The sequence below is a fragment of the Deltaproteobacteria bacterium genome, from assembly GCA_019309045.1.
Taxonomy (GTDB): Bacteria; Desulfobacterota; Syntrophobacteria; order BM002; family BM002; genus JAFDGZ01.
On record JAFDGZ010000004.1, the window covers coordinates 23,361 to 46,229 of the forward strand.

Consider the following 22,869-nt stretch of genomic DNA (forward strand, 5'->3'; position numbering starts at 1 on the left):
TGCCGATTTCAAGGGGATTGGCTCATGAATGATGTAAGCGTCCAAGAATTATTGCGATCCTTGCCAGCAGTGGACGAACTGCTTCGCCACCAGCAGATAGAGAAGCTCCTGCAGCAACAGCCGCGATCTCTGGTGGTCATGGTTGTGCGACAGGTTTTGAGTCGCTACCGGAGTGAGATCCTGGAGGGAGTGTCCACCTCCAAGAGGGCTGTACCAGAGATTGAACAACTGGTTCAGAATGTGATCAGAGACACTGAAAAACGGGCCGCTTTTACCCTGCGCAGCCTCGTCAATGGCACTGGCATTATTGTGCACACCAACTTGGGGCGCTCGCTTCTCTGTGAAGCTGCCCTGGAGCGGCTGCAACTTATTGGCAGCCATTATACAAACCTGGAATACGATCTCGAGGCCGGGGCCAGAGGATCACGCTACGTTCATGCCGAGGAGATTCTTTGCGAGATCACCGGGGCAGAAGGGGCTCTGGTGGTCAACAATAATGCCGGTGCAGTTCTCCTCGTGCTGAACACTCTTGCCCAGGGTCTGGAGGTTATTGTCTCGAGGGGAGAGTTGGTGGAGATTGGCGGGGCGTTTCGCATTCCTGATGTGATGGCAAAAAGCGGCGCTCGATTGCACGAGGTGGGCTGCACCAATCGTACCCATCTACATGATTATGAGAGAAGTATCGGGCCTGAAACCGGCTTGCTGCTCAAGGCGCATACGAGCAACTATCAAATTGTCGGCTTTACCGCCAGTGTGGATTTGCAATCCCTGGTGGGACTTGGCAGGAAGCACGGGCTGCCGGTAATGGAAGATCTCGGCAGCGGCTGTTTTGTTGATCTGTCTCGTTTTGGGCTCCAGGGAGAGCCAACAGTGCAGGATTCAGTCGCCACTGGGGTGGATGTGGTTACTTTCAGCGGGGACAAGCTTCTCGGAGGCCCTCAGGCTGGCATCATTCTCGCCCGCAAGGACATCATAGCCCGACTGCGGCAGAATCCTCTCACCAGAGCCCTGCGGATCGACAAGCTGACCCTGGCAGCCCTGGAGGCAACCTTGCGCCTCTACCGGGATGAGGAGACTGCCGTCCGCTCTATCCCTACGCTGAAAATGATTGCTGCAGATGAGGAGGAACTGCAGAGGAGGGCGGCTGCAGTTGTGGCCCAGATCCGCGCCGCAGCGGGCAGCACTCTGGAAGCGGAAATTATTGCAGGCTTTTCCAAAGTGGGCGGCGGCGCCCTGCCTGTGCAGACGTTGCCCTCCAAATTAGTGGCTCTGCACTCTAGAAAATTTTCGGCATCCCAGCTGGAAAAACTTTTCAGAAGGCACCAGCCACCTGTTATCGGCAGGATTGAACAGGATATTTTTGTTCTGGACGTCAGAACCTTGCAATCTGGAGACGAAGACATCATTGCTGCTGCTGCCAGCCTGCAGGCAAGCTGAAAGAGGGCTTTCCCGGATCAGGACTTCAATGGCAGATTAGTGGAGGTGGGATCAAAGCATGGATGTGAGGAGCATTGCGTTGACGGCCGCAGACCTGATGAGTGCTGAAGAAATTTTCCAGCAACAACTTAGCGACCTTCTCCACTGTGAACAGATCACAGTACTGCCGCCTTTTCCCGACTATGACCTTCTCGGACGCAGTCGAGCCCCTAAGTTGCTGTTAAAGGCTGCAAATAAGGCCATTCTCACCCGAAAACCCACATATGATGAGAACCAGCAGTGGGCAGTCTTTCCCCTCATGCAAGAAGATAAAGTGCTCGGGCTGTTGCTTGCAGAAGATCTCGAGAGGAAGCTAGAAAATCCAGAAGAGCTCTCAGCCCTGGAAAGACTTGTAGCTCTCTGTCTCCATACATTGCAACTGGAGAAGCAGAGTGTCAGCGACAGTGAAACTGGCTTGTGGCGCCGGCAGACGCTCATGGCCGAACTTAGCCGCCTCATTGACCAGGCAGAAAGTGGCAGCAGGTTGACACCTAGAAGAATGCTCAGTGAGGAGTACTTTGCACCACACTTTACCCTGATATGTTTGCATGCAAGTCCAACACCTGAACCCTGGGCAGGTGCCGGCCCTTTTTGGACAAGAATGGGACCCAGACTGGCGCAAGCATTGCCTGCAGGAGCCATGGCAGCCCACCTCGGTGGAGGGTATGTGGCCATTCTCTGGCGCCAGGCCGGGGCGAGTGCTGTGCAAGCATGGACCCATGAGATTATTGAACACCTGCAGGAGGATGACTGCCAACCTAGGCGAGCTGATAGTGACTGGGCTGTGCATGCTGGCAGTGCTGAATTTCCTCAAGATTTCTATGACCTTGGCCCTATTCTCCCTTGGGAAAAAAATGACGGGGATAGAACAGCTGCAGCCTCTGAGGAAATAATCCACCGGGCGGTACTGGCGGTAGAAACTGCCTGCAAGACCCCGGGAGAGGTGGCTGTAACCTATCGCTCCATGCAAGAAAAAGGACTGGCGCCTCGGCCTGAAGAAATCGTTGAACAACGTCTGTCTGGCTTTCTGCAGGACGATGGGCCCTGCAGTCTGCTCCTGGTCAAACTTGACCAGTGGGAGGAATGGCAGCATCAGAAAGGAACTGCAGAGGCTGCTCGCAGAGCCAGAGAGGTACTCGAGAACTGTCGAAGTCCTGCTGTGGGGGGAACATTCTTCGAATGGCTCGGCGTGGATCGCTTCGTGGTGTTCTTTGACGGTCTGATTGAAAAAGATGCCTGCACCAGAGCTGAGGCATTGCGCCGGATAGCGAAGACTACCCTGAACACCAGCGTGACTGTGGGGATAAGCGGCCATCCTTGTCCAGGATTTCCAAAGAGCGCCTTGTTGAAAAATGGACAAAAGGCGCTGGTGCACGCGGGTTACCTGGGTCCAGACGCTCAGGTGGTGTTCGATGCAGTGAGTTTGAACATCAGTGGAGACAGGCTTTTTGAGACGGGCAGATTCGAACAAGCGCTGGCAGAGTTCCGGCAGGCTCTAATGCTTGACCCGGCAAACATCAATGTGAGAAACAGCCTTGCCGTGTGTCTGGCTCAAATGGGAAACATGGAAGAGGCTGTCAGGGAATTTGCCATAATCACTGCCTCTGATGAGGCTGACTTCATGCCGCACTACAACCTGGGGCGCGCTCTCTGGAGCCTGGGCCGTGAAAGAGAAGCCGAGGAGGCCTTGAAACGAGCCGCTGAACTGGCACCGCAAGAGCCTGGTACATGGTTCCAGCTGGCAACGCTTCAGGAACAGCAGGGCAGACTGGCCGAAGCCCTGCGCAACCTCGAGAAGGCAGTTGAACTGAAACCTCGCTGGCCAAAGGCATATCGACTGCTGGGGGAATGGTTGCTCCGCAAAGGAGCCCATGACAGAGCACTGCTCGCCTTCAAAAAGGCGCTGAAGCTCCACAGTGATGATGCCAGGGCGCTCAGCGGCCTGGCACTCATATACAGCGGACGGCAGGCGAATATGGAGGTAGCGCTCTCTCTCGCCAGGCGAAGCGTTGAACTGGAGCCGGACAATATCCTCATGTTGAAAAGGTTTGCAGGCTTGCTGCTGGAAAACCAGCAATGGGACGAAGCAGCACGGCAGTGCCGCCGGGCAGCCAAACTGGCGCCGGAGGACCGGGAGATCCAGCGGTTAATGGCACGCATCGAGGAGGGTCAACGGATGTCTACCGAATAGTCTTTGGCAGCGAGGACTTCCAGGATGGCGCTTGTATGGTCTGCGCCGCGAGTCTCCAGCTCCAGTTCCACGCGGCTGACACCCAGGGGCAGGTGACGCCCCATCCGATCGTGGAAGATATGGATGATATTGCCGCCCTGCTGCGCAATAATGTCCAGGAGATCCGCAAGAGATCCAGGTACGTCGGCGAGTTCTACTGAGAATCTGAGAATTCGGCCGCTTCTGAACAATCCCTGTCTGAGGATCTTGCCGAGCAAATGGCTATCGACATTGCCGCCGCTGACAACCAGGACCACCGATTTATTCTGAAGTTGGCGCAGTCTCTTGCCGAGCAGCGCCGCCAGGGGTACTGCCCCGGAGCCTTCGGCAAGAACTTTTTTTCTTTCCAACAACTCCAGAATGGCAGCTGCTATTTGCTCTTCCTCTACTTCCACGAGTTCGTCTACCAACTGTTCAATAATGGGAAAGGTCAGCTGGCCGATTTGTCTGACATTGATGCCATCGGCAATGGTTCGGGCTGCCGGCACTGCTACTGGTTGGCCGTGGCGCCGGGCTGCCAGCGCTGCAGGGCAGGCTGCTGTTTGCACCCCGATAATGGAGACCCGGGGACGCCTGGACTTCACTGCGGTGGCTATACCGGCGATCAGACCGCCGCCACCCACAGGGACCAGTATGGCATCCACTTCGGGGAGTTGCTCGAGGATTTCCAGACCAATGCTGCCCTGACCAGCAATGACCTCCTCGTCATCGTAGGGATGAATGAATCGGCGGCCCTCTTTTTCCAAGCGGCGAGCTATAGCCAGGCTCTCTGCAATTGTCTTGCCCGAGAGGATGACCTCACCGCCGTAGGATCTGGTGGCGATCTGTTTGCTTATTGAGGCCCACTGGGGCATGACAATGGTTGCCGGGATACGCATGAGTTGTGCTGCAAGGGCCACACCCTGGGCATGATTACCAGCGGAGGCAGCTACCACTCCCAGGGGCCCCAGCTCATCCTTGATGTTGACGAGCTTGTGATAGGCGCCGCGGAATTTAAAGGAGCCTGTCTTCTGGAGATTCTCCAGTTTGAGGTAGATCCGGGCACCAGATTGTCGACTCAATGAATTGGAGTAGACCAGAGGCGTCTTGCTTGCCACCTGGCTGAGTACGGCAGACGCTTGTTCAACCGCTTGCAGAGATACCATGGATGGCTGCTCCCGTGGAGAAGTGATAGCCTGCTTGCTCATAGCAGATCAGACAGCAGTCGTCAAACTTGATTGTCTACCAGAGGAACAAGGTGGCAGACTCATTGGATCCTCTGCTCGACAAGGCGAGATTTTGGCCCAGTCGTGATCACGCTTTGCCACTCTTAACATATTGTTGGGGATTGTTCCGAATCAGAGAAAGGAGATGTGCATGCAGCTGCGACATGCCAGAAGAAAGAGTGTACTGGGACTGTGGTTGGTATGTTTCGTTTTCCTTGGCAGTGGCTGTACTCTTGTAAATGTGAGTCTTTATCAGCCAGCCAGGCCTCTGGAAGAAAAAGTTGTCGAGGGGAAGGGACCAGGCAAGATTGTGCTGATTGACGTGAGTGGCATTCTCACCAGTAGGGAGAGTAGCAGCCTCGATCTCTTCCGGGAACGGGCCAGCGTGGTTGCCAGGGTCAAAGAAGAGCTCGATAAGGCGGCCGAGGATGAGGCGGTGAAAGTTGTGGTGCTCCGCATTCACACTCCTGGGGGCACAGTAACGGCCAGTGACCTGCTGCATCACGAAATCATAGAGTTCAAGAGAAAAACTAAGGCCAAAGTGGCTGCCCATCTCATGGGCGTGGCCACTTCAGGAGGGTACTACGTGGCTACTGCCGCCGACTATATTGCGGCCCAGCCCACGAGCATCACAGGAAGCATAGGAGTGATAGCCCTGCAGTTCAATATCCAGGGATTGCTGGAAAAGATTGGCGTCGAAGGACAGTCAATAAAGTCAGGTGACAAAAAGGACATGTGGTCGCCGTTTCGTCGCCTGACTCCGGAGGAGAGAAAGATCCTCCAAGACATCATCAATGGCTACAAGGACGCCTTTTTGGAGGTTGTCCGCAATGGAAGGCCGAGCATGACTTCGCAGGACCTGGCAACAGTGGCAGACGGCCGGCTAGTCTCGGCAAAGCAGGCTTTAGAACTCCATCTAGTGGACAAGTTGGCCTATTTGGAAGATACTCTCAACTGGGCTCGCAGTGCAGCAGCTGTGCCTGAGGCAAAAATTGTCCTTTATCGACGACCAGGCACCTATGTCGATAACATCTATTCCCTGTCAACCATGGCTGAAGAGTCCTGGCTGCGACGGTTGCAACAGGAAGCGCCCTGGCAACAGCAAGCAGATACTCCTCTGTTTATGTACGTATGGCTGCCCTAGACGTGCAAAGACAGACAGGCTGCAGCAATGGCAAATGAACCGTGGTCATGGCGGCCGCCAGCCCTGAATCTGCAGGGAGTACCTGGCTGGCGCGAGGTACTATCATGTTATTGCCGAGCACTCGGAGGGAAATATTGCCGGGAGAACTACCACTTCTCAAGGTGGCAGAACACGCCGACCAAGTCCTTCGATTCAGAAGTTCAATGACGAACTTATTCACTCAGTTAGTGCTGAGTGAGCAATTGCCTTGAGGTAAATCAGCAGCATACGTCACTGTGTTTGCGAATCGAAGCACTGAGCCAACTCCCGAGAAAGGAGTCGAATATGACCTTGCCTCATTTCGGTATAGAGGATTGTCGTAGTCTGGCAGAGTCATACGTCAAACCTTATCATGAGAATTATTTTGCCATGTACAGCAGTGTGCTGGGTGGGGTGGTTACTCATCCCTTTCTCATGACGGTTCCCATGGATGATCATATTGTCCATCGCGGCGACGGTGTTTTTGAAGTGTTCAAGTGCGTGGATGGTAAGTTGTACAATCTCCACCGTCACCTGGAGCGTCTTGAGCGCTCTGCCCGGGCTCTCTATTTAAGGCTGCCTGTTGGTCACGACGAGATGGTCAACTTGATTGTGGAGACCATTCGCATAGCAGCGGTGAAGGATTGTCTGGTCAGGTTGTTCGTCTCTCGAGGCCCGGGTGGGTTTACTACCAATCCGTACGAGTGTCCACGTTCCCAGCTCTACATAGTAGCTTGCAGTCTAATATCCCCTGCCGAAGAGGTGTACAGGACGGGAGTGAGTGCAAAGAGCAGTAGCATCCCCTCAAAGAAATCTTACTTTGCCAATATCAAGAGCTGTAACTACCTGCCGAACGTCCTCATGAAAAAGGAGGCCGTGGATATGGGCGTGGATTTCACCATCTCTCTGGACGACAATGGCTTTCTCGGCGAGGGGTCCACGGAGAATATTGGTGTGGTGAGCAGGGATGGCCGGCTGAGATTTCCCAAATTTTCCCGCATCCTTCAAGGAACCACTGTAACGAGGGTTGCTGAACTGGCACAGCCTCTGGTAGAGCAGGGTGCTCTGAAGGAGGTGTTGTTTGAGGATATCACCCTCAGTGAGGCATACAGCAGTTCCGAGATGCTTCTTTTTGGCACTACCTTTGATATTCTTGCCATAACCACCTTTGATGGACACACGGTGGGTACTGGTAAACCAGGGCCGGTGTTTCATCTGCTCAAAGATCGGCTGGACCTGGATATTCAGCACAACTCAGCTCTCCACACTGTGGTGTATCCAGAATGACAGCAGCAGAAAGGCTGGCAGATGAATGCTGGCAGCTCCCCGTCTTTGCCGGCAATTGATTGACAAGGCCACGCCTGTGAGATAGTAACATGTTGGCTGCCATATCCTGAGTCAAACACTGCCTGGCCGCCGGCTGCCTGAATATGCCGCCATGAGAAGAGGGCCTACTGAAGCGCCATGGATGAAATGACAGATATTGCCAGAAGAAGTCTCCTCGAGAGCATCCAGGCGAAAAAGCGATGTCTGGAACGAGGGCCGGCATCCCTGGTCCAGGCTGCTGCCGTAATTGTCGAGGCCTTTTATGAAGAGAATAAACTGATGATTTTCGGCAATGGGGGCTCGGCAGCAGACGCCCAGCACATCGCCGCTGAACTTGTCAACAGGTTCATGATTGAACGGCCGCCCCTGCCTGCCATGGCTCTTACCACTGACACTTCAATTCTGACGAGTGTTGGCAACGACTATGACTTCAAAGACATCTTCGCCAAGCAGGTGAAGGCCCTGGGGGTAGCAGGGGATGTGGCCTGGGGCATCAGCACCAGTGGAACGTCTGCTAACATTGTCGAAGCCCTGGTGGCAGCAAGGGAGAGGGGGCTGCGCACCATTGGCATGACCGGGCCTGAGGGCGGCAAGGTAGCAGAAGTTGTCGACGTTCTTATCCAAGGAGAGGGCAGCAGTACTGCCAGAATTCAAGAGTGCCACATAACCTTCGGTCACATTATCTGCGAGCTGGTTGACTATCGACTATTTCAGAGATTGGAAAGATGATGAGCAAGCACGGCTCACCCCTGGATCCCATATCACTCGATGGAGTGCGAACCAGCCGACTCGAGAAGCGGCATTCAAAGGTATCTTTACAGGCAGCTGGCCGACCCTGGACTGCAGGGGGCACCTTCAGAGAATTCCTGGCGCGACTGCCGCATATTCTTGCCGCTGAGAGTTTTCGCCAGGTTGTAGAGCGAGTTGTGCAGGCCAAGAGGCGCGGCGCTAGAGTGCTGCTGGGTATGGGGGCTCATCCTATCAAGGTAGGCCTGGGGCCAGTGATTGTAGATCTCATGGAGCGCCGCCTGTTGGACGGGGTGGCACTGAATGGGGCGGGCATCATCCACGATGCCGAACTGGCGCTGGCCGGCCATACTTCAGAGGATGTGGCTGCTGCTCTGGTTGATGGCAGCTTTGGCATGACCGCTGATACTGCTGATTTTCTTAATGCAGCAATAAAGGGGGCCCGGGCAGTTGATGGCCTCGGCGCTGCAGTGGGCAGGGCCTTGTTGGCATCTGGTGCTCCTCATCTGGCGCAGAGTATTGTGGCTGCAGGTGCGCGACTGAACCTGCCAGTGACCGTTCATGTTGCGCTCGGTACGGACACCATCCACCTGCATCCCAGTGTGGATCCTGCTGCAACTGGAGCGGCCAGCCATCTTGACTTTCGAATCTTCGCCAGAGCTGTGTCCGGGCTCCAGGGGGGCGTCTACCTCAATGTTGGTTCTGCGGTGCTGTTACCCGAGGTCTTTCTCAAAGCGGTTACCCTGGTGAGAAATCTTGGCTATCAGCTTGATGATCTTACCACAGTGAACATGGATTTCCACAGGCACTATCGTCCACGGGTAAACGTCTTGCAGAGACCCACCAGAGTGGGGGGCAGAGGAATAGAGCTCATAGGCCACCATGAGATTATGATTCCTCTGCTGGCAGCTGCTATCGTAGAGAGGATGGCCGGCGAGAACATGGCAGGCGGTTGAGACCATTTGAGCACTTGGTGCCAGAGATGAGGCCACCCTGTTTGATGGTAGACGGCGCAGGAAAGGTTGTTTTCTAGACTCTGGCAGGAAAAGTCAGCACAGGGAAGCTTGATGGGGGGCAGGGTAATGAAAAAAATTGTTATCAGAACTGCTGATGTGGAGGCTGAGGCCGAATTGAACGACTCTCTGACTGCTGAGGCGGTCTGGCAGGCTCTCCCCATTGAGGCTACAGTCAATACTTGGGGTGAAGAAATATATTTCAAGATTCCTGTGGAGTGTGAACTGGAGGCGGATGCTCGTGAACTCGTGGAAAAGGGCGATCTCGGTTATTGGCCAACGGGGCAAGCATTCTGCATCTTTTTTGGCTCTACTCCTATAAGCTCTCCAGGAGAGATACGGCCGGCAAGCCCCGTCAACGTCATCGGCCGGGTCTTGGACGATCCGGAGAAATTCCTCAACGTCGCAACCGGGAGCGCCATCCGGGTCGAAAGAGGAAATTCATGAAATTCATGTCCACTTGTTGCTCGGTGGCAGTTATGATAGAAGAAAAGACTGCCGATTTGTGGCCCTGTTCTTGGTGTGGGGTTGTGAACAGTTGAGCATCGAGGAAGAGGTCTTCGCTTTGAGCCGGTTTTTGCTTTGCCTTGCCCGGATCAGGGCAGGTAGCATCGCAGGTAGCATCTCAGCTGATACTTTGCTGTTTTAGGAGAAGGGCATGCCTATTTATGAATATTATTGCAAGGGGTGTGACAGCCAGTTCGAGATTCTCGTCTTCCGATCCTCAGATCCAGTGGTCTGTCCTGGGTGCGGCACAGACAAGGTGAATCGTCTCCTTTCTGTCTGCGGCTTCAAGAGTGGCGGGGACAAAGGTGCCGCCAGCAGCAGAATGGGCTCCAGCGCTGGCAGCTGCAGTGGTTGCACTGCCAGTAATTGCAGCAGTTGTCACTGAGAAGAGAGCCTTGGAGTCTAGGCCAATGAGTGAATACCGGCGGCTGCGAATCGGCACCAGGGGCAGCGTACTCGCTCTGTGGCAGGCAAACTGGGTAAAGGCAGAACTGCTCGCTGCCCATGACGGCCTCACAGTAGATCTCGTTGCCATTAAGACCAAAGGTGACAAGATAGTTGACGTTCCTCTGGCTCGGGTGGGCGGCAAGGGATTGTTTGTCAAAGAGATCGAAGAAGCTCTGCTGGACGGCAGGATTGATCTGGCTGTCCACAGTGTCAAAGACATGCCGGCCGAATTGCCCCCCGGATTGCATCTGGCCGCTACTCCGACGAGAGACGACTGCCGTGACGCTCTTCTTTGCAAGAAAGGATCTTGCCTGGCGGATCTGCCGCCCGGAGCTGTGGTGGGAACGAGCAGTCTACGACGAGCTGCCCAGCTATTGCACCAGCGGCCTGATTTCCATATCCAAACCTTGAGGGGTAATGTGGACACCAGGCTGCGGAAGCTCGAAACAGAGGGATACGACGCCATTATTCTGGCAGCAGCTGGACTCCACCGCCTCGGTCTGCAAAGGGTCATTACGGAATACCTCGGGCCAGAGACAATGCTGCCGGCTGTGGGGCAGGGAGCCCTGGGCATCGAGACGAGGATAGATGATGCTGCCACCAATGATATGGTGCAAGCGCTGGTCCACCAGCCAACCATGGCGGCGGTGAAAGCAGAACGCTCCTTTCTGCACAGACTGCAGGGGGGCTGCCAGGTGCCTATCGGCGCCCTGGCTTTGCTGGAGAACGGCAGGCTGGCACTTACTGGGATGGTTGCCGACTTGCAGGGTCGCCGTCTCATCCGCAGGAAACTGCAGGGTGAGGTTGCCGAAGCAGAACTCCTGGGAGCACAACTGGCAACAGAGATACTTGCTGGCGGAGGAGAAGAAATCCTTAAAGAGATATACGGTCAGGAGCAGAATTGCTCTGGAGCAAATTGAGGACGACTGCAACGTTTTTGTGGACGCTTAGATGAGGTTGTTCGGGTCCACACAGAGGAGTGCAAGAATCTTGAGTGTGCAGAAAGGCAAAGTCTATCTTGTGGGGGCCGGACCCGGCGATCCGGCCCTTATTACTTTAAAAGGTGTGGAGTGTCTGCGACAGGCTCAGTGCATTATTTACGATTACCTGGCCAGCAAGGAGCTCCTGGAACACGCTGCCGATAATGCAGAAATAATTTATGTAGGCAAGCAGGCAGGGAGCCATGCCATGAGTCAGGAGGATATCAATGCTCTGCTCATTGACAGGGGGCGCCATCAGGTAGTGGTGCGACTCAAGGGCGGCGATCCTTTTATGTTTGGCCGTGGAGGAGAGGAGGCCCAGGCGTTGGCTCGGGCAGGCATCAGCTTCGAAGTGGTCCCGGGGGTGACTTCTGCCATAGCGGTGCCTGCATATGCAGGCATTCCTCTGACCCATCGCCGGCACAGTTCGTCAGTAGCCTTTGTTACCGGCCATGAAATGGCTGGCAAGGAGGATTCTGACATTCACTGGCCTGAACTCGCTACTGGTGTAGGGACTCTGGTGTTCCTCATGGGAGTGAAAAACCTGGAACATATTGCAGCCAGATTGCTGGCTGGCGGCAGAGAGCCCGGCACCCCCGTTGCGGTCATACGCTGGGGCAGCACCGGTAAGCAGCAGACAGTCACCGGGTCCCTGGCTGACATCAGCGAGATTGCCTCTGCCAGTGGCATAAGACCGCCAGCCATCATTGTGGTGGGCGAGGTGGTGCAGCTGCGCTCTGAGTTGAACTGGTTCGAACAGCGCCCCCTGTATGGCAGGACCCTGGTGATCACCCGGGCGAGAGAGCAGGCAAGCGAATTCAAGAGACTGCTCGAGAACCTCGGGGCTCAGTGTGTGGAGTTTCCTACAATCAAGGTGGTGCCGCCTGACACTTGGGCGCCAGTCGATGAAGCAATCAAGGCGTTGCCACAACATCACTGGGTGTTGTTTACCAGTGTGAACGGGGTGGGCTATTTTTTTGAACGGCTCAGCCAACTGGGCGAGGATGTTCGGGCCCTTTACAGAAGAAAAATCGGGGCCATTGGTCCGAAAACAGCGGCAGCACTCAGTTCGCGAGGCCTTAGACTCGATCTGGTACCTGCAGAGTATCGCGCTGAGGCAGTGGTCGAAGAGCTGGGAGAAGAAGAGATTCGTGGGCGAAGGTTCCTCTTGCCTCGTGCTGCCAGAGCTCGAGAGGTCTTGCCTGAAAGGTTGCGGCAGCTGGGGGGCCAGGTAACGGTGGTGCCGGTGTATCAAACGATTCGTCCCGGACAGCAGGTGGCTGAAGTTCGCCAACTGCTCAGAGAGGGAACTGTTGACTGCCTTACTTTTACCAGCTCTTCCACGGTGGAGAACTTTGCGGCCATGTTCCCAGGGGAGAACATGGCCGCCCTTGTCGGGGAGACGATGGTGGCCTGTATCGGCCCTATTACCGCTGAAACAGCAAGAAAACATGGCCTACAGGCAGGCGTCGTTCCTGATGACTACACTATTGAAGGACTTGCTGGCGCCATAGTCGACTATTTCAGCAAGAGCTGAAGGGGCTGTTTCATGAATTGTCCTGCTGAAGTCATATGGTTTTCGGGCTGCTACGGGACTAGCTGACTCGGGTCTATGCGAATTGACTACGAACGACAATTGAACCCAGCCCAATATGCGGCGGTAACTGCGCCGGACGGCCCGGTGCTGATCGTGGCCGGCGCTGGCAGCGGCAAGACCAGAACCCTCATTTATCGGGTGGCCTGGCTGGTTGACCAGGGCGTAGATCCATCTACCATTCTGCTGTTGACCTTCACCCGCAGAGCTGCGGATGAAATGCTCAGCAGAGCTGCAGCCATCCTGGACGACCGCTGTCGCCAGGTAAGGGGCGGTACTTTTCACTCCGTGGCCAACCATATTCTGCATCGTTACTGTGGGAGATTTTCATACTCTGCCGACTTCACCATTCTCGACCGGGGTGATGCCGAGGATGTGGTCAGTTTTCTCATGGGTAAGATGGATCTGCGGGACCGCTCCCTGCGCTTTCCCAAGAAGCGCACGGTGGTGGACATCTTCAGCAAAGCAGTGAACAGAGATCAATCCCTGGAGGAACTCCTGGAGCGCGACTACGGCCAGTTCCTCCATCACAGAGACAGACTGACAGCGCTGCAGAACGCTTATGAAACTTACAAGCGACAGAATCAGGTGATGGATTTCGACGACCTTCTGGTCTATCTGCGGAAGCTTCTCCGGGAACACCCGGATGTCTGTCAGGAGCTTTCCCGGCAATATCTCTACATACTGGTGGACGAGTACCAGGATACCAACCGGCTCCAGGCAGATATTGTCAAAGATCTGGCCAGAGTCCATGGCAACATCATGGTGGTGGGCGACGACAGCCAGGCGATCTATGCTTTCCGAGGAGCAGACTACGGCAACATCCTCGAATTCCCCAGGGTGTATCCCGGGGCGAGAATTTACAAGCTCGAACAGAACTACCGCAGCAGCCAGCCCATTCTGGATGTGGCCAATACGGTAATTCAATGGGCTAAAGAGAAATATACCAAGTGTCTTTTCACTGTGCGGCAAGAAGGAGTCGATCCTGTACTGGCGCGGCCCCTTGATGAGGGGGCGCAATCAACATATGTCTGTGAGAAAATAGTCCAGTTGCAGCAGCGTGGCGTACCTCTGCGGCAAATGGCGGTTTTGTTCAGGGCGAGCTATCATTCCTTTGACCTGGAAGTGGAGCTCGGGCGGCTCGGCATCCCTTTTGTGAAATATGGCGGCTTCAAGTTTATCGAATCAGCTCATGTAAAGGACCTGCTGGCGCACCTCAAGGTCCTGATCAATCCCCTGGATAGTATGAGCTGGACTCGCCTGCTCCAGCTTGTTGACCAGGTGGGAGCCAAGCGAAGCCAGGAAATACTGGCGGCTATGGGCAGAGCTGATTCCAGCTGGGATGCTCTGGCAGACTTTGCTCGCAGACTACCAGCCCATCATGGTTTGCACCGACTCGTTGATCTTTACCGACAACTCAATCAACCCGGGCTGACTGTAAGCCAGCAAGTGCGGCTGGTGCGGGACTACTATCAACCCATGCTGGTGGCCCGCTACGACAACTATCCAAAGCGTTTGCAGGAACTGGACTACTTGCAAGACTGGACCACAAAATACCAGCGCTTGTCAGACTTCCTGGCTGATGTGACCCTGGAGCCGCTCACTGCTGCTGTGCTGGAAAACTCCCCAGAGCAAAGCGAGGACCGCTTGGTGCTTTCCACCATTCATTCGGCCAAGGGACTGGAATGGCAGGCGGTCTTCGTCATTTCGGTGGTGGAAGGCAGGCTGCCACCATACCAGGCATACAGCGATGAAAGAGCGTTGGAGGAAGAGAGAAGGCTGCTCTATGTGGCGGTCACCCGCGCCAAGGATCACCTCTGTCTATGTGCTCCCCAGCAGGTCTATGACCGGGCTACCGGAAAGAGAATCGCCAGGCTGTCTCCATTTCTGAATCATCTGCCTGCATCTGTTCGGCTGGAGACGGCCCCTGGTTCCGAAAGCCGTCTCGAGTCCTGGCGGGGTGAGAGCCTGGCAGACGGCAACGAGTTCGCCCCGGGCGACGCAGTGCGTCATCCCTATTTCGGCAGAGGACGAGTGCTGGCATCGCTGGAGAGATCCAAGGTGCGAGTCCGCTTTGAAGACGGCCGCACCAGGCTGCTGCATCTGCAATATGCACCTCTGCAGCGCTTGCTTCCCCAGCCAGGGGACTAGAGCTGGTGGCTTGTCCCGGGTAGAGTAAGGGCGTGCCCCTTGCAACCGAAGAGGCAATAGCTTCATGGGCCAGACTACCTACCAGAAGAATCTTTCCTACCTTTACGATTTGCAGAAGTACGGCATCAAATTTGGCCTGTCGAGCACCAGGAATCTGCTGCACCGCCTGGGAAACCCCCACGAACAGTTGAAAGTCATCCACATTGCCGGCACCAATGGCAAGGGCTCCACAGCAGCGATGATATCAGCGGTTCTCCACCAGGCCGGCTACCGAGTTGGTCTCTACACCTCACCACACCTGGTTCGCTTCAATGAGCGCTTTCGCCTGAATGAAAAAGATGTGACCGACCAGGAGATAATGAGCTGTTTTCAGCGGGTGCGCGCTGTTGTTGATGATCAGGAGCCTCCCACTTTTTTCGAAATGACCACGGCAATGGCGCTCAGCCTTTTTGCCGAAAAGGGTGTGGACTGGGCCATCCTGGAGGTGGGGATGGGCGGCAGACTCGACGCTACCAATGTGCTGCGCCCCCAGGTTGCGGTCATAACCAATGTGTCCCTGGAGCACCAGGAATTTCTCGGCAGCAGCCTGACTGAAATTGCCAGAGAAAAAGCAGGGATCATCAAGGAAGGGGTGCCGTTGGTTACTGCTGCCAGGCAGCCAGCGGTGCTGGCCGTGATCGAGCAGAAATGCCAGGAGGCAGAGGCGGCTTGTTACCGGATCGGCCGCCACATCAGGGTCAGGTCGCTGCCTAGAGGCGGCTTTTCCTACCGGGGCCTCCGCTGGCGGTTGAAGCCGCTCCACATACCGCTGGCAGGGAGACATCAGATGGTGAATGCGGCCACAGCCCTGGGAGCCCTCGAAGTCCTGCAAGAACAGGGCAAGGTAGAGCTGGCGCCCGGAGACATCATGCAGGGATTGGCGAAGGTCCGCTGGCCCGGAAGGCTGGAGTGGCTCAGTCGTCAACCGCAGGTGCTGTTGGACGGCGCCCACAACCCTGCAGGCATGTCTTGCCTCAGTCGCAGCCTGAGAGAACAGTTTCGCTACCGCAGGCTCATTGTAGTGCTCGGGGTTATGGAGGACAAGGATGTCTCTGCCATGCTCCGCTATATTGCACCGCTGGCTGCCCACCTGATTGTGACCAAACCTCGCTATGAAAGAGGCGCCCGGCCAGAGGCGATCCTGGCGGCTGCCAGGAAGTTCGCCGGGCGGCTGGAGGTGGTGCAGGAAGCAGCGCCAGCTCTGGCGAGGGCTGCCGAGCTGGCCGACCAGGAAGACCTCGTACTGGTAACCGGCTCTCTTTATTTTCTGGGAGAGGTGAAGGAAATCAACGAGCGTCGGAGCTTCACAGGCAATGAGGACCAGACCTAGTTGGATTGCGCTCCTGTTGTTCTCTATGCTGGCGATGCTGGCCAGGGGTGAGCTGGAGGTGCGGGCGGCAGGCAAAGACGGCGCCGCGCAGCAGGGCAGCATTGTACCCTGGCATCTGCAGGCGGCCAAGCTCAGCTATGACAGTCGCAGCGAGGTTTATACCGCCGAGGGTTCTGTACGCCTCACTTCGGGGGACTGGCTGATCAGCGCTGACCGCATCCGGTTGGACAGCCGCAACATGGAGGCTGTACTGGAAGGAAACGTCCGGCTGCAGCAGGGAGACAACTGGTTGGAGGGGGAGCGGGCCATTATCCATCTCGACAGTGAGACCGGCAGCATCGAAGAGGCCAGGGGATTTGCCGCCAGGAACCACTTTTACTTCAGCGGCCATCTCATTGAGAAAGTTGGAGACAAGAAGTACCATCTCGAAAAGGCCACCCTTACCTCTTGTGATGGAGATCACCCGAGCTGGCGTTTTCGAGGTCGAGACGTATTCGTCCAGACTGACGGCTCCAGTACGGCCAAGCATGTGCGCTTCTATATCGGCAAAGTGCCGGTTTTCTATACCCCCTATGTATCCTATCCTGCAGGCAAAGACAGGCAAACAGGACTGCTGCCGCCCAGACTGGCCGACTCGAGCCTTTTAGGAAAAGAGTTTGATCTCCCCTTTTTCTGGGCAATCAGTGACAGTGCTGACGCCACTTACTATGCTCACTATATGAGCAAACGGGGATTGATGTCAGGGGGCGAGTTTCGCTATGTGCGAAGCGCCCGGAGCCAGGGAATTATGCGCTTCGACTACCTGAACGATCAGGAGAAGCCGAAAAATTTGCGCAACAAAGGGTTCAGAGAAGTGGCACCAGGTTTGGACGGCAACTATCGCCGCCGCTGGTGGTGGAGATCGAAGCAGGACGCCTCCCTGCCCTGGGGTATAAACGGTAAAATGGATCTAGACTTTGCCAGTGATGTGGATTATCTGAGGGAATTCAAGACAGGCTTCAGTAGTTACAAAGTATCCAGCAAGATCTTCGAAGATACCTTTCACCGAGACATTGTCAGCGACAAGAATTCCATTATCAGGGAGTCCTTCCTGTTAATGAACAAGACCTGGACCTCTGCTGCCCTGAACGGTCAACTCAATTACAATCAAAACCTCAACGACAATGAAGACAAATACACCCTGCAGCAATTCCCCTTGCTCACCTTTCAAGCAGACCGTCAGCACCTGTTCAGCACTCCCCTGTTTTATCAGGCCGAGGCCAGTTATGTGAACTACTGGCGGCAGAAGGGCACTCGCGGCCATCGCTTCGATCTGGCGCCGCGGCTTTCCTGGCCGCTCTACTGGGAGAGATACCTGGAAGTGGAGCCGTCTGTTTCCTGGCAAGAGACCATCTATCTGATAGACCGTTTTGACGAATCTGAGGACAGCAAGGTGACCGAGAGCACCCTGCAGAGTCGGCAGCTGGTCAACGCCCGCCTGAAAACTTCGACTGACATCAGCCGGGTCTTCGATACTGGGCTGCTCGGCTGGTCGAAACTGCGTCATACTTTCAGACCAGAAATAGTCTACGACTATATACCTCCAGTGAATCAAAAAGATCTGCCCCTCTTTGATGCCACTGACCGGATTAGCAAAAGAAATAGGCTCACTTACAGCGTGACCAACTTTTTTGTGGCGCGGATGCCTGGCAAGAAGCCGGGAGAAACGGTGTTCAAGGACGTGGGCAGGCTGAAACTGGCCCAGTCCTATAGTTTCGTCAGGCCGCAGAAGGGAGTAGTTCCCGAAGTCAGAGAAAGAAGGAGGCTGTCTAATCTGTTTGCCCAGTTGGATCTCACCCCGGGAGGCTATCTGGAGAATCTCACCTACATAGGCGAATGGTCTCCCCATGACGGCGACTTCAAACGCCATGAACTGCTCAGCACTCTTGCCGATGAGAGAGGCGACAAGCTGGAGGTGAACTACCGGCGGATACTCGACAAGGACGGCCATGTATTCGTCCACCAGATTTACGGCAAGATGCTTGTGCAGCTCTGGGACGGCCTCTCTTTCAGCATTGCCAGCAACTACTCTTTCGACCGCAAGGAGAACCTGCAGACCGAATACCTGGTACGCTTGCAGCGGCAGTGCTGGGGCATCTCCCTGGGGTATGTGGATGAGCCCAACAATTCCAGGGTATTGCTGGGATTCAGCCTGGGAGGTATCGGTGAATTGCACACCCCCGCCATTGGCCTGGGTGATTGATATGAAGGTTTATGAGAAAAGATGCATTTTATTGCTGCTTTTTCTTGACAAGCGGGAGCACTTGCTAGTATAAGAACTGATTCTAAACCAGTACCTGGGAGAAAGCTAATGAAAACGGTCAGTGCCAAGACCATCCCGGAGAACCGAGTCTGGTATGTGGTGGACGCTAGTGATCGAGTACTGGGTCGCCTGGCAAGCCAATTGGCCTCGAGATTGAGAGGCAAGCACCAGCCCATGTACACCCCACATGCAGACACAGGTGATTTTATTGTGGTGGTGAATGCCGACAAGATTAGATTGACCGGGAGAAAGTGGGACAAGAAGGTCTATTACAGACATTCAGGCTACATAGGGGGGTTGAAGTCCATTACTGCCAAGAAGCTCCTGGAGAAGCGGCCCGAGGATCTGATTCGCTTTGCAGTGTGGGGCATGCTGCCGAAGAACCGACTCGGCCGCAAGCTCTACAAGAAGCTGAAGGTGTATGCTGGTCCGGAGCATCCTCATGAAGCTCAACAGCCGCGGCCACTGGAGCTACCTTATTGATCTGCAGTGCTACGGAGAAATTTCATGGCTGAGGAACGCTATTACGCTACAGGAAAGAGAAAGAGTGCCATTGCCCGCGTGTGGATGTGGCCAGGCGAAGGGAATATAACCATCAACAAGCGGCCCATAGATGAGTACATCAAGAGAGAAACTGCAAAGATGGTCGTGCGTCAGCCCCTGGAACTCACCGGCACGCTCGGAAAGTTTGATCTTTATGTGAATGTCAGGGGCGGCGGGATTTCAGGGCAGGCCGGCGCCATCAAACACGGCATCAGCAAGGCTTTGCTGGAGGTGAACCCCGAGTTTCGCAAGGTACTCAAAAAGGCGGGCTTCCTTACCCGAGACTCCAGGGTGAAAGAGCGCAAGAAGTACGGACAACCCGGGGCGCGGGCAAGATTTCAATATTCTAAACGATAAAGCATCACTACAAGGGCAGCGGAGAGGAGGGTTTCAGGCCCTCCTTTTTTTGTGGCGGGATCTATTGCTGAGGTTCTTCAGCCCCTGGCTGCGGCTGCTCCTGTTACACCTGCAAAAGCGCCTTCAGGCGTGCCAGGAAAAACAGGAGTGCCAGAAAGGTGACATAATGCAACTACGGGTGGCAGTGGTTGGCAGTACAGGTTATACGGGCTTTGAACTGGTCTCACTGCTGCAGCAGCATCCTCAGGTGCAGCTTGTGGCGTTGACATCTCAAAGTTATGCTGGCAAGCCCATAGCCACGGTGTTTCCTGCATTGCAGGGTGTATGTTCTCTGGTGTGTGAACCTCTGGATGTGGAGACCCTGGCGCAGAAGGCTGATTTTGTTTTTGTGGCGCTTCCCCACAAAAAGGCCATGGAAGTGGTGGCTCCTCTGGTTTCTGCGGGCAAGCGGGTGGTAGACTTGAGTGCTGATTTCCGTTTTCGCCGTGCCTCTACATATGAACAGTGGTATCAAGAACATACAGCCAGGGAGCTGTTGGCAGAGGCTGTTTATGGCCTTCCAGAACTGCACGGCAAGACTATTCGTACTGCGAGGATTGTAGGCAATCCTGGCTGTTATCCCACCGGGGTGATCCTGGCGGCAGCGCCACTGGTGGCTCACGGATTCATAGCACTCGACAGCATAATTGCTGATTGTAAATCAGGAGTAAGTGGGGCGGGGCGGGCCGCCACCCTGACAACTCATTACTGCGAGGCCAATGAAGGATTCAAGGCGTACAAGGTGGGAGAGCACCGCCACACTCCTGAGATAGAACAGGAATTGAGCGCTGTTGCAGGAGAGGAACTGCGGGTAGTCTTCACGCCGCACCTGGTGCCCATGTCCAGGGGTATTCTTTCTACGGTGTACGGCAGGTTGACTGCCGAGGTGACAGAGGCGGAGGTCCGGCAAGCCTTTGAGCAGGCATACGGCCGTGCCAGGTTCGTCAGGATAATGGAAGGAGGCCAGCTCCCTGCAACTCTCCAGGTACGGGGCACCAATTTTTGTGACATCGGCTGGCGTCTGGACCGTCGCACCGGACGCATCATCGTCATCAGTGCAATCGACAATCTCACCAGGGGAGCTTCAGGCCAGGCAGTATGCAATATGAATCTCATGTGTGGCTTCCCAGAAGACAGCGGCCTTGACTTGCGAGTGTGGCAGCCGTGAGAGAAGCACCATGGCAGAAAGCAAGTTCAACTTGCGGGCGTGTTGTGGTCGTGGGGAGAGACGAGCTGAAATCATCCCAGGTGGGCCGGAGAATCCCCCGGCGGGCTGCGGGTGCCAAGAAAAATTACAAGGTTACCCTCGAGTATGATGGTTCCCTTTATCATGGCTGGCAACGACAACGCGGGGTTCTCACTATCCAGGAGGTGGTAGAGACTTGCCTGGAGACCATTACTTGCGAGCCAGTCCGCTTGCACGCAGCAGGACGCACTGATGCTGGGGTGCACGCCTGCGGTCAAGTGGCGAACTTTCACACTCGAAGCCGGATTCCTGCAGGGGGGCTGTTTCATGGTTTGAACAGTCTCCTCCCGAGTGATATAGTAGCTCTGAAACTGGAGGAAGTCCCCCTCGATTTCCATGCCCGTTTCAAGGCGCGCAGTAAGCTCTATCAGTACAGGGTACACAATGGTTCAGTTGCCCCTGCCCTGGGGCGCCAGTATGCCTGGCACATTCGGCAGCCGCTCGACTGGCAGCGAATCGAAGAGTGCCTGCAACTGCTCGTGGGCAGGCATGATTTTGCCTCGTTCAAGGCTGCAGGCAGCAGAGTGAGCCAAACAGAGAGGACCATTATCGATGCCAGAATCAGCAAAGCGGGGGGCGATATCTGGATAATTTCCTTGCAGGCAGACGGCTTTCTCCGCCATATGGTGCGCACAATCGTGGGCACTCTGATGGAGGCAGGCAGGGGAAAGCTTACTGGGGAGGACTTTGCTGAAATTGTGGCGGCGAGAGATCGTCGCCAGGCTGGCATGACAGCGCCGGCGCGCGGTTTGTTTTTGCGGCGGGTATTCTATTGACAGAGCCGGACTGCCGTTGAGCAGCAAGACTCCAGAGGAGTGAATCTCCCTGGAAACCTCGCCGCTTCATGCCCGGTGAGAAGCACTTCTGCAGTCGTACCTGGCAGGCGGAGAACCGGTGTGGCAAAAGGAGAATTCACGATGCAACTTGCTGAACGGATGAGCAAGATCAAACCCTCGGCCACCTTTGCTATCAGCAGCAGGGCCAGAGAGTTGCGTGCTCAGGGGTTGGAAGTGATAAATTTTTCCATTGGCGAACCTGACTTCCACACCCCCGAACACGTGTGCCAGGCAGCTATTGAGGCAATTCGCCAGGGCTTTACCAAGTATACGCCTGTTGGCGGCATCGAAGAGTTGAAAGATGCCATAATTGCAGAATTTGAAAAATATTATGGCCTCTCCTACGAGCGTTCACAGGTCATTGTCTCCTGCGGTGCCAAGCACAGTTTATACAATCTAGCTCAGGTTCTCTTTAATCCAGGCGACCAGGTTATCGTGCCAGCTCCTTACTGGGTGAGTTACCCGGACATAGTCAGGCTGGCAGGAGCAGAGCCTGTGGTGGTCCCCACCCTCGAGGAAAATGATTTCAAGCTGACCGCGGCAATTCTGGAAGACCACCTAACGGAGCGCTGCCGCGGCCTGATCCTCAACAGTCCCAGCAATCCCACGGGTACTGTGTACAGCAGTGAGGAGCTTGCAGAGCTGGCGGAGGTGGTACTGCAGCACCGCTTGCTGGTCATATCAGATGATATCTATTACAGAATACTGTTTGACGGTCTAAACTGGAACAGCCTTGCCATGCTGGACGATGAGCTCAGACAGTATACTATTGTGGTGAACGGTGTATCCAAGACGTATGCCATGACGGGCTGGCGCATAGGCTATCTGGCTGCACCCGCAGAGATAGCCGCCGCAGTAAACAAGATTCAGGGCCAGAACACTTCCAACCCCAATTCCATCGCCCAGAAAGCGGCGCTGGCTGCCCTGACCGGTCCCCAGGAGGCAGTGCAGTACATGGTGGACAAGTATGAACAGCGGCGCCAGCTCATGCTGAGCCTTCTGGAGAAAATTCCGGGTGTTCGGGCCTTTCGACCTGCCGGAGCTTTCTATGTATTTGTGAATTGCAGTGCATTTTACGGTCGCTCCTTTGCCAGCGACACCATAGAAAACTCGGTTGATCTTGCCTCTTACCTGTTGGAAAAGGCTCAGATTGCCACTGTTCCCGGCATCGCCTTTGGTGAGGACGGTTATCTGCGCTTTTCTTTTGCTACTTCGGTGCAAGTAATAGAACGGGGCCTCGAACTGCTGAGTACCGCTCTGTCTCAGCTGCATTAGCAACGAGATGCCTGGTATTGAAGAAGAAGAGCACAGCTCAGCCAGGTGGCTGCCGACATTGCCG

General features: G+C 55.2%; 19 protein-coding genes. 18 read left to right on the forward strand and 1 reads right to left on the reverse strand.

Annotated elements, in window-relative coordinates:
- Positions 1-24 precede the first annotated feature (24 nt).
- Both JRI89_01745 and JRI89_01750 read left to right on the forward strand, forming a co-directional pair.
- Positions 25-1,437, forward strand: a complete 1,413-nt coding sequence (locus JRI89_01745; protein ID MBW2069956.1) for an L-seryl-tRNA(Sec) selenium transferase — start codon at positions 25-27, stop codon at positions 1,435-1,437.
- Positions 1,438-1,495: 58 nt separating this feature from the next.
- Positions 1,496-3,667, forward strand: coding sequence for a tetratricopeptide repeat protein (locus JRI89_01750; GenBank protein MBW2069957.1), 2,172 nt, complete (start codon positions 1,496-1,498; stop codon positions 3,665-3,667).
- On the opposite strand, the gene JRI89_01755 is transcribed toward JRI89_01750, so the two are convergent.
- Complete coding sequence (locus JRI89_01755) at positions 3,646-4,851, reverse strand: threonine ammonia-lyase (GenBank protein ID MBW2069958.1); 1,206 nt, start codon at positions 4,849-4,851, stop codon at positions 3,646-3,648. The genes JRI89_01750 and JRI89_01755 overlap by 22 nt on opposite strands.
- A gap of 211 nt (positions 4,852-5,062) precedes the next feature.
- Here JRI89_01755 and sppA point away from each other — a divergent pair, with 211 nt between their 5' ends.
- From sppA to JRI89_01835, 16 genes are all read left to right on the forward strand, one after another.
- Positions 5,063-6,055, forward strand: coding sequence for a signal peptide peptidase SppA (sppA, locus tag JRI89_01760; protein MBW2069959.1), 993 nt, complete (start codon positions 5,063-5,065; stop codon positions 6,053-6,055).
- A 324-nt stretch (positions 6,056-6,379) separates the two neighbouring features.
- Positions 6,380-7,360 carry an aminotransferase class IV gene (locus JRI89_01765; protein MBW2069960.1) on the forward strand — a complete coding sequence of 327 codons (981 nt, stop codon included), beginning with the start codon at positions 6,380-6,382 and terminating at the stop codon, positions 7,358-7,360.
- Positions 7,361-7,537: 177 nt separating this feature from the next.
- Positions 7,538-8,128 (forward strand): D-sedoheptulose 7-phosphate isomerase, encoded by a 591-nt coding sequence (locus tag JRI89_01770; protein ID MBW2069961.1) that lies wholly within the window; start codon positions 7,538-7,540, stop codon positions 8,126-8,128.
- A complete protein-coding gene (locus tag JRI89_01775; GenBank protein ID MBW2069962.1) occupies positions 8,128-9,102 on the forward strand; it encodes a hypothetical protein in 975 nt (324 codons plus the stop codon). Before JRI89_01770 ends, JRI89_01775 begins: the two co-directional genes overlap by 1 nt.
- 126 nt (positions 9,103-9,228) lie before the next feature.
- The gene (locus tag JRI89_01780; protein MBW2069963.1) at positions 9,229-9,606 is read left to right on the forward strand and encodes a hypothetical protein; all 378 of its coding nucleotides are present in this window, start codon (positions 9,229-9,231) and stop codon (positions 9,604-9,606) included.
- A gap of 211 nt (positions 9,607-9,817) precedes the next feature.
- Entirely contained in the window at positions 9,818-10,051 is a 234-nt protein-coding gene (locus JRI89_01785) for a zinc ribbon domain-containing protein (protein ID MBW2069964.1), read from the forward strand.
- A 25-nt stretch (positions 10,052-10,076) separates the two neighbouring features.
- Positions 10,077-11,033, forward strand: coding sequence for a hydroxymethylbilane synthase (hemC, locus tag JRI89_01790; GenBank protein MBW2069965.1), 957 nt, complete (start codon positions 10,077-10,079; stop codon positions 11,031-11,033).
- Positions 11,034-11,064: 31 nt separating this feature from the next.
- The gene (gene cobA / locus JRI89_01795; GenBank protein ID MBW2069966.1) at positions 11,065-12,630 is read left to right on the forward strand and encodes a uroporphyrinogen-III C-methyltransferase; all 1,566 of its coding nucleotides are present in this window, start codon (positions 11,065-11,067) and stop codon (positions 12,628-12,630) included.
- Between the two features lie 75 nt (positions 12,631-12,705).
- Complete coding sequence (locus JRI89_01800) at positions 12,706-14,838, forward strand: ATP-dependent helicase (GenBank protein ID MBW2069967.1); 2,133 nt, start codon at positions 12,706-12,708, stop codon at positions 14,836-14,838.
- Between the two features lie 64 nt (positions 14,839-14,902).
- Positions 14,903-16,207: a bifunctional folylpolyglutamate synthase/dihydrofolate synthase gene (locus JRI89_01805; protein MBW2069968.1), complete on the forward strand. Its 1,305-nt coding sequence runs from the start codon at positions 14,903-14,905 to the stop codon at positions 16,205-16,207.
- On the forward strand, positions 16,191-18,449 hold the full coding sequence (locus tag JRI89_01810; protein ID MBW2069969.1) for an LPS-assembly protein LptD: 2,259 nt from the start codon (positions 16,191-16,193) through the stop codon (positions 18,447-18,449). Before JRI89_01805 ends, JRI89_01810 begins: the two co-directional genes overlap by 17 nt.
- A gap of 108 nt (positions 18,450-18,557) precedes the next feature.
- Complete coding sequence (rplM, locus tag JRI89_01815) at positions 18,558-18,992, forward strand: 50S ribosomal protein L13 (GenBank protein MBW2069970.1); 435 nt, start codon at positions 18,558-18,560, stop codon at positions 18,990-18,992.
- A gap of 24 nt (positions 18,993-19,016) precedes the next feature.
- Complete coding sequence (gene rpsI, locus JRI89_01820; GenBank protein MBW2069971.1) at positions 19,017-19,409, forward strand: 30S ribosomal protein S9; 393 nt, start codon at positions 19,017-19,019, stop codon at positions 19,407-19,409.
- 166 nt (positions 19,410-19,575) lie between these two features.
- The gene (locus JRI89_01825) at positions 19,576-20,616 is read left to right on the forward strand and encodes an N-acetyl-gamma-glutamyl-phosphate reductase (protein MBW2069972.1); all 1,041 of its coding nucleotides are present in this window, start codon (positions 19,576-19,578) and stop codon (positions 20,614-20,616) included.
- A gap of 92 nt (positions 20,617-20,708) precedes the next feature.
- Complete coding sequence (gene truA, locus JRI89_01830) at positions 20,709-21,470, forward strand: tRNA pseudouridine(38-40) synthase TruA (protein MBW2069973.1); 762 nt, start codon at positions 20,709-20,711, stop codon at positions 21,468-21,470.
- Between the two features lie 141 nt (positions 21,471-21,611).
- On the forward strand, positions 21,612-22,805 hold the full coding sequence (locus JRI89_01835) for a pyridoxal phosphate-dependent aminotransferase (GenBank protein MBW2069974.1): 1,194 nt from the start codon (positions 21,612-21,614) through the stop codon (positions 22,803-22,805).
- Positions 22,806-22,869 lie beyond the last annotated feature (64 nt).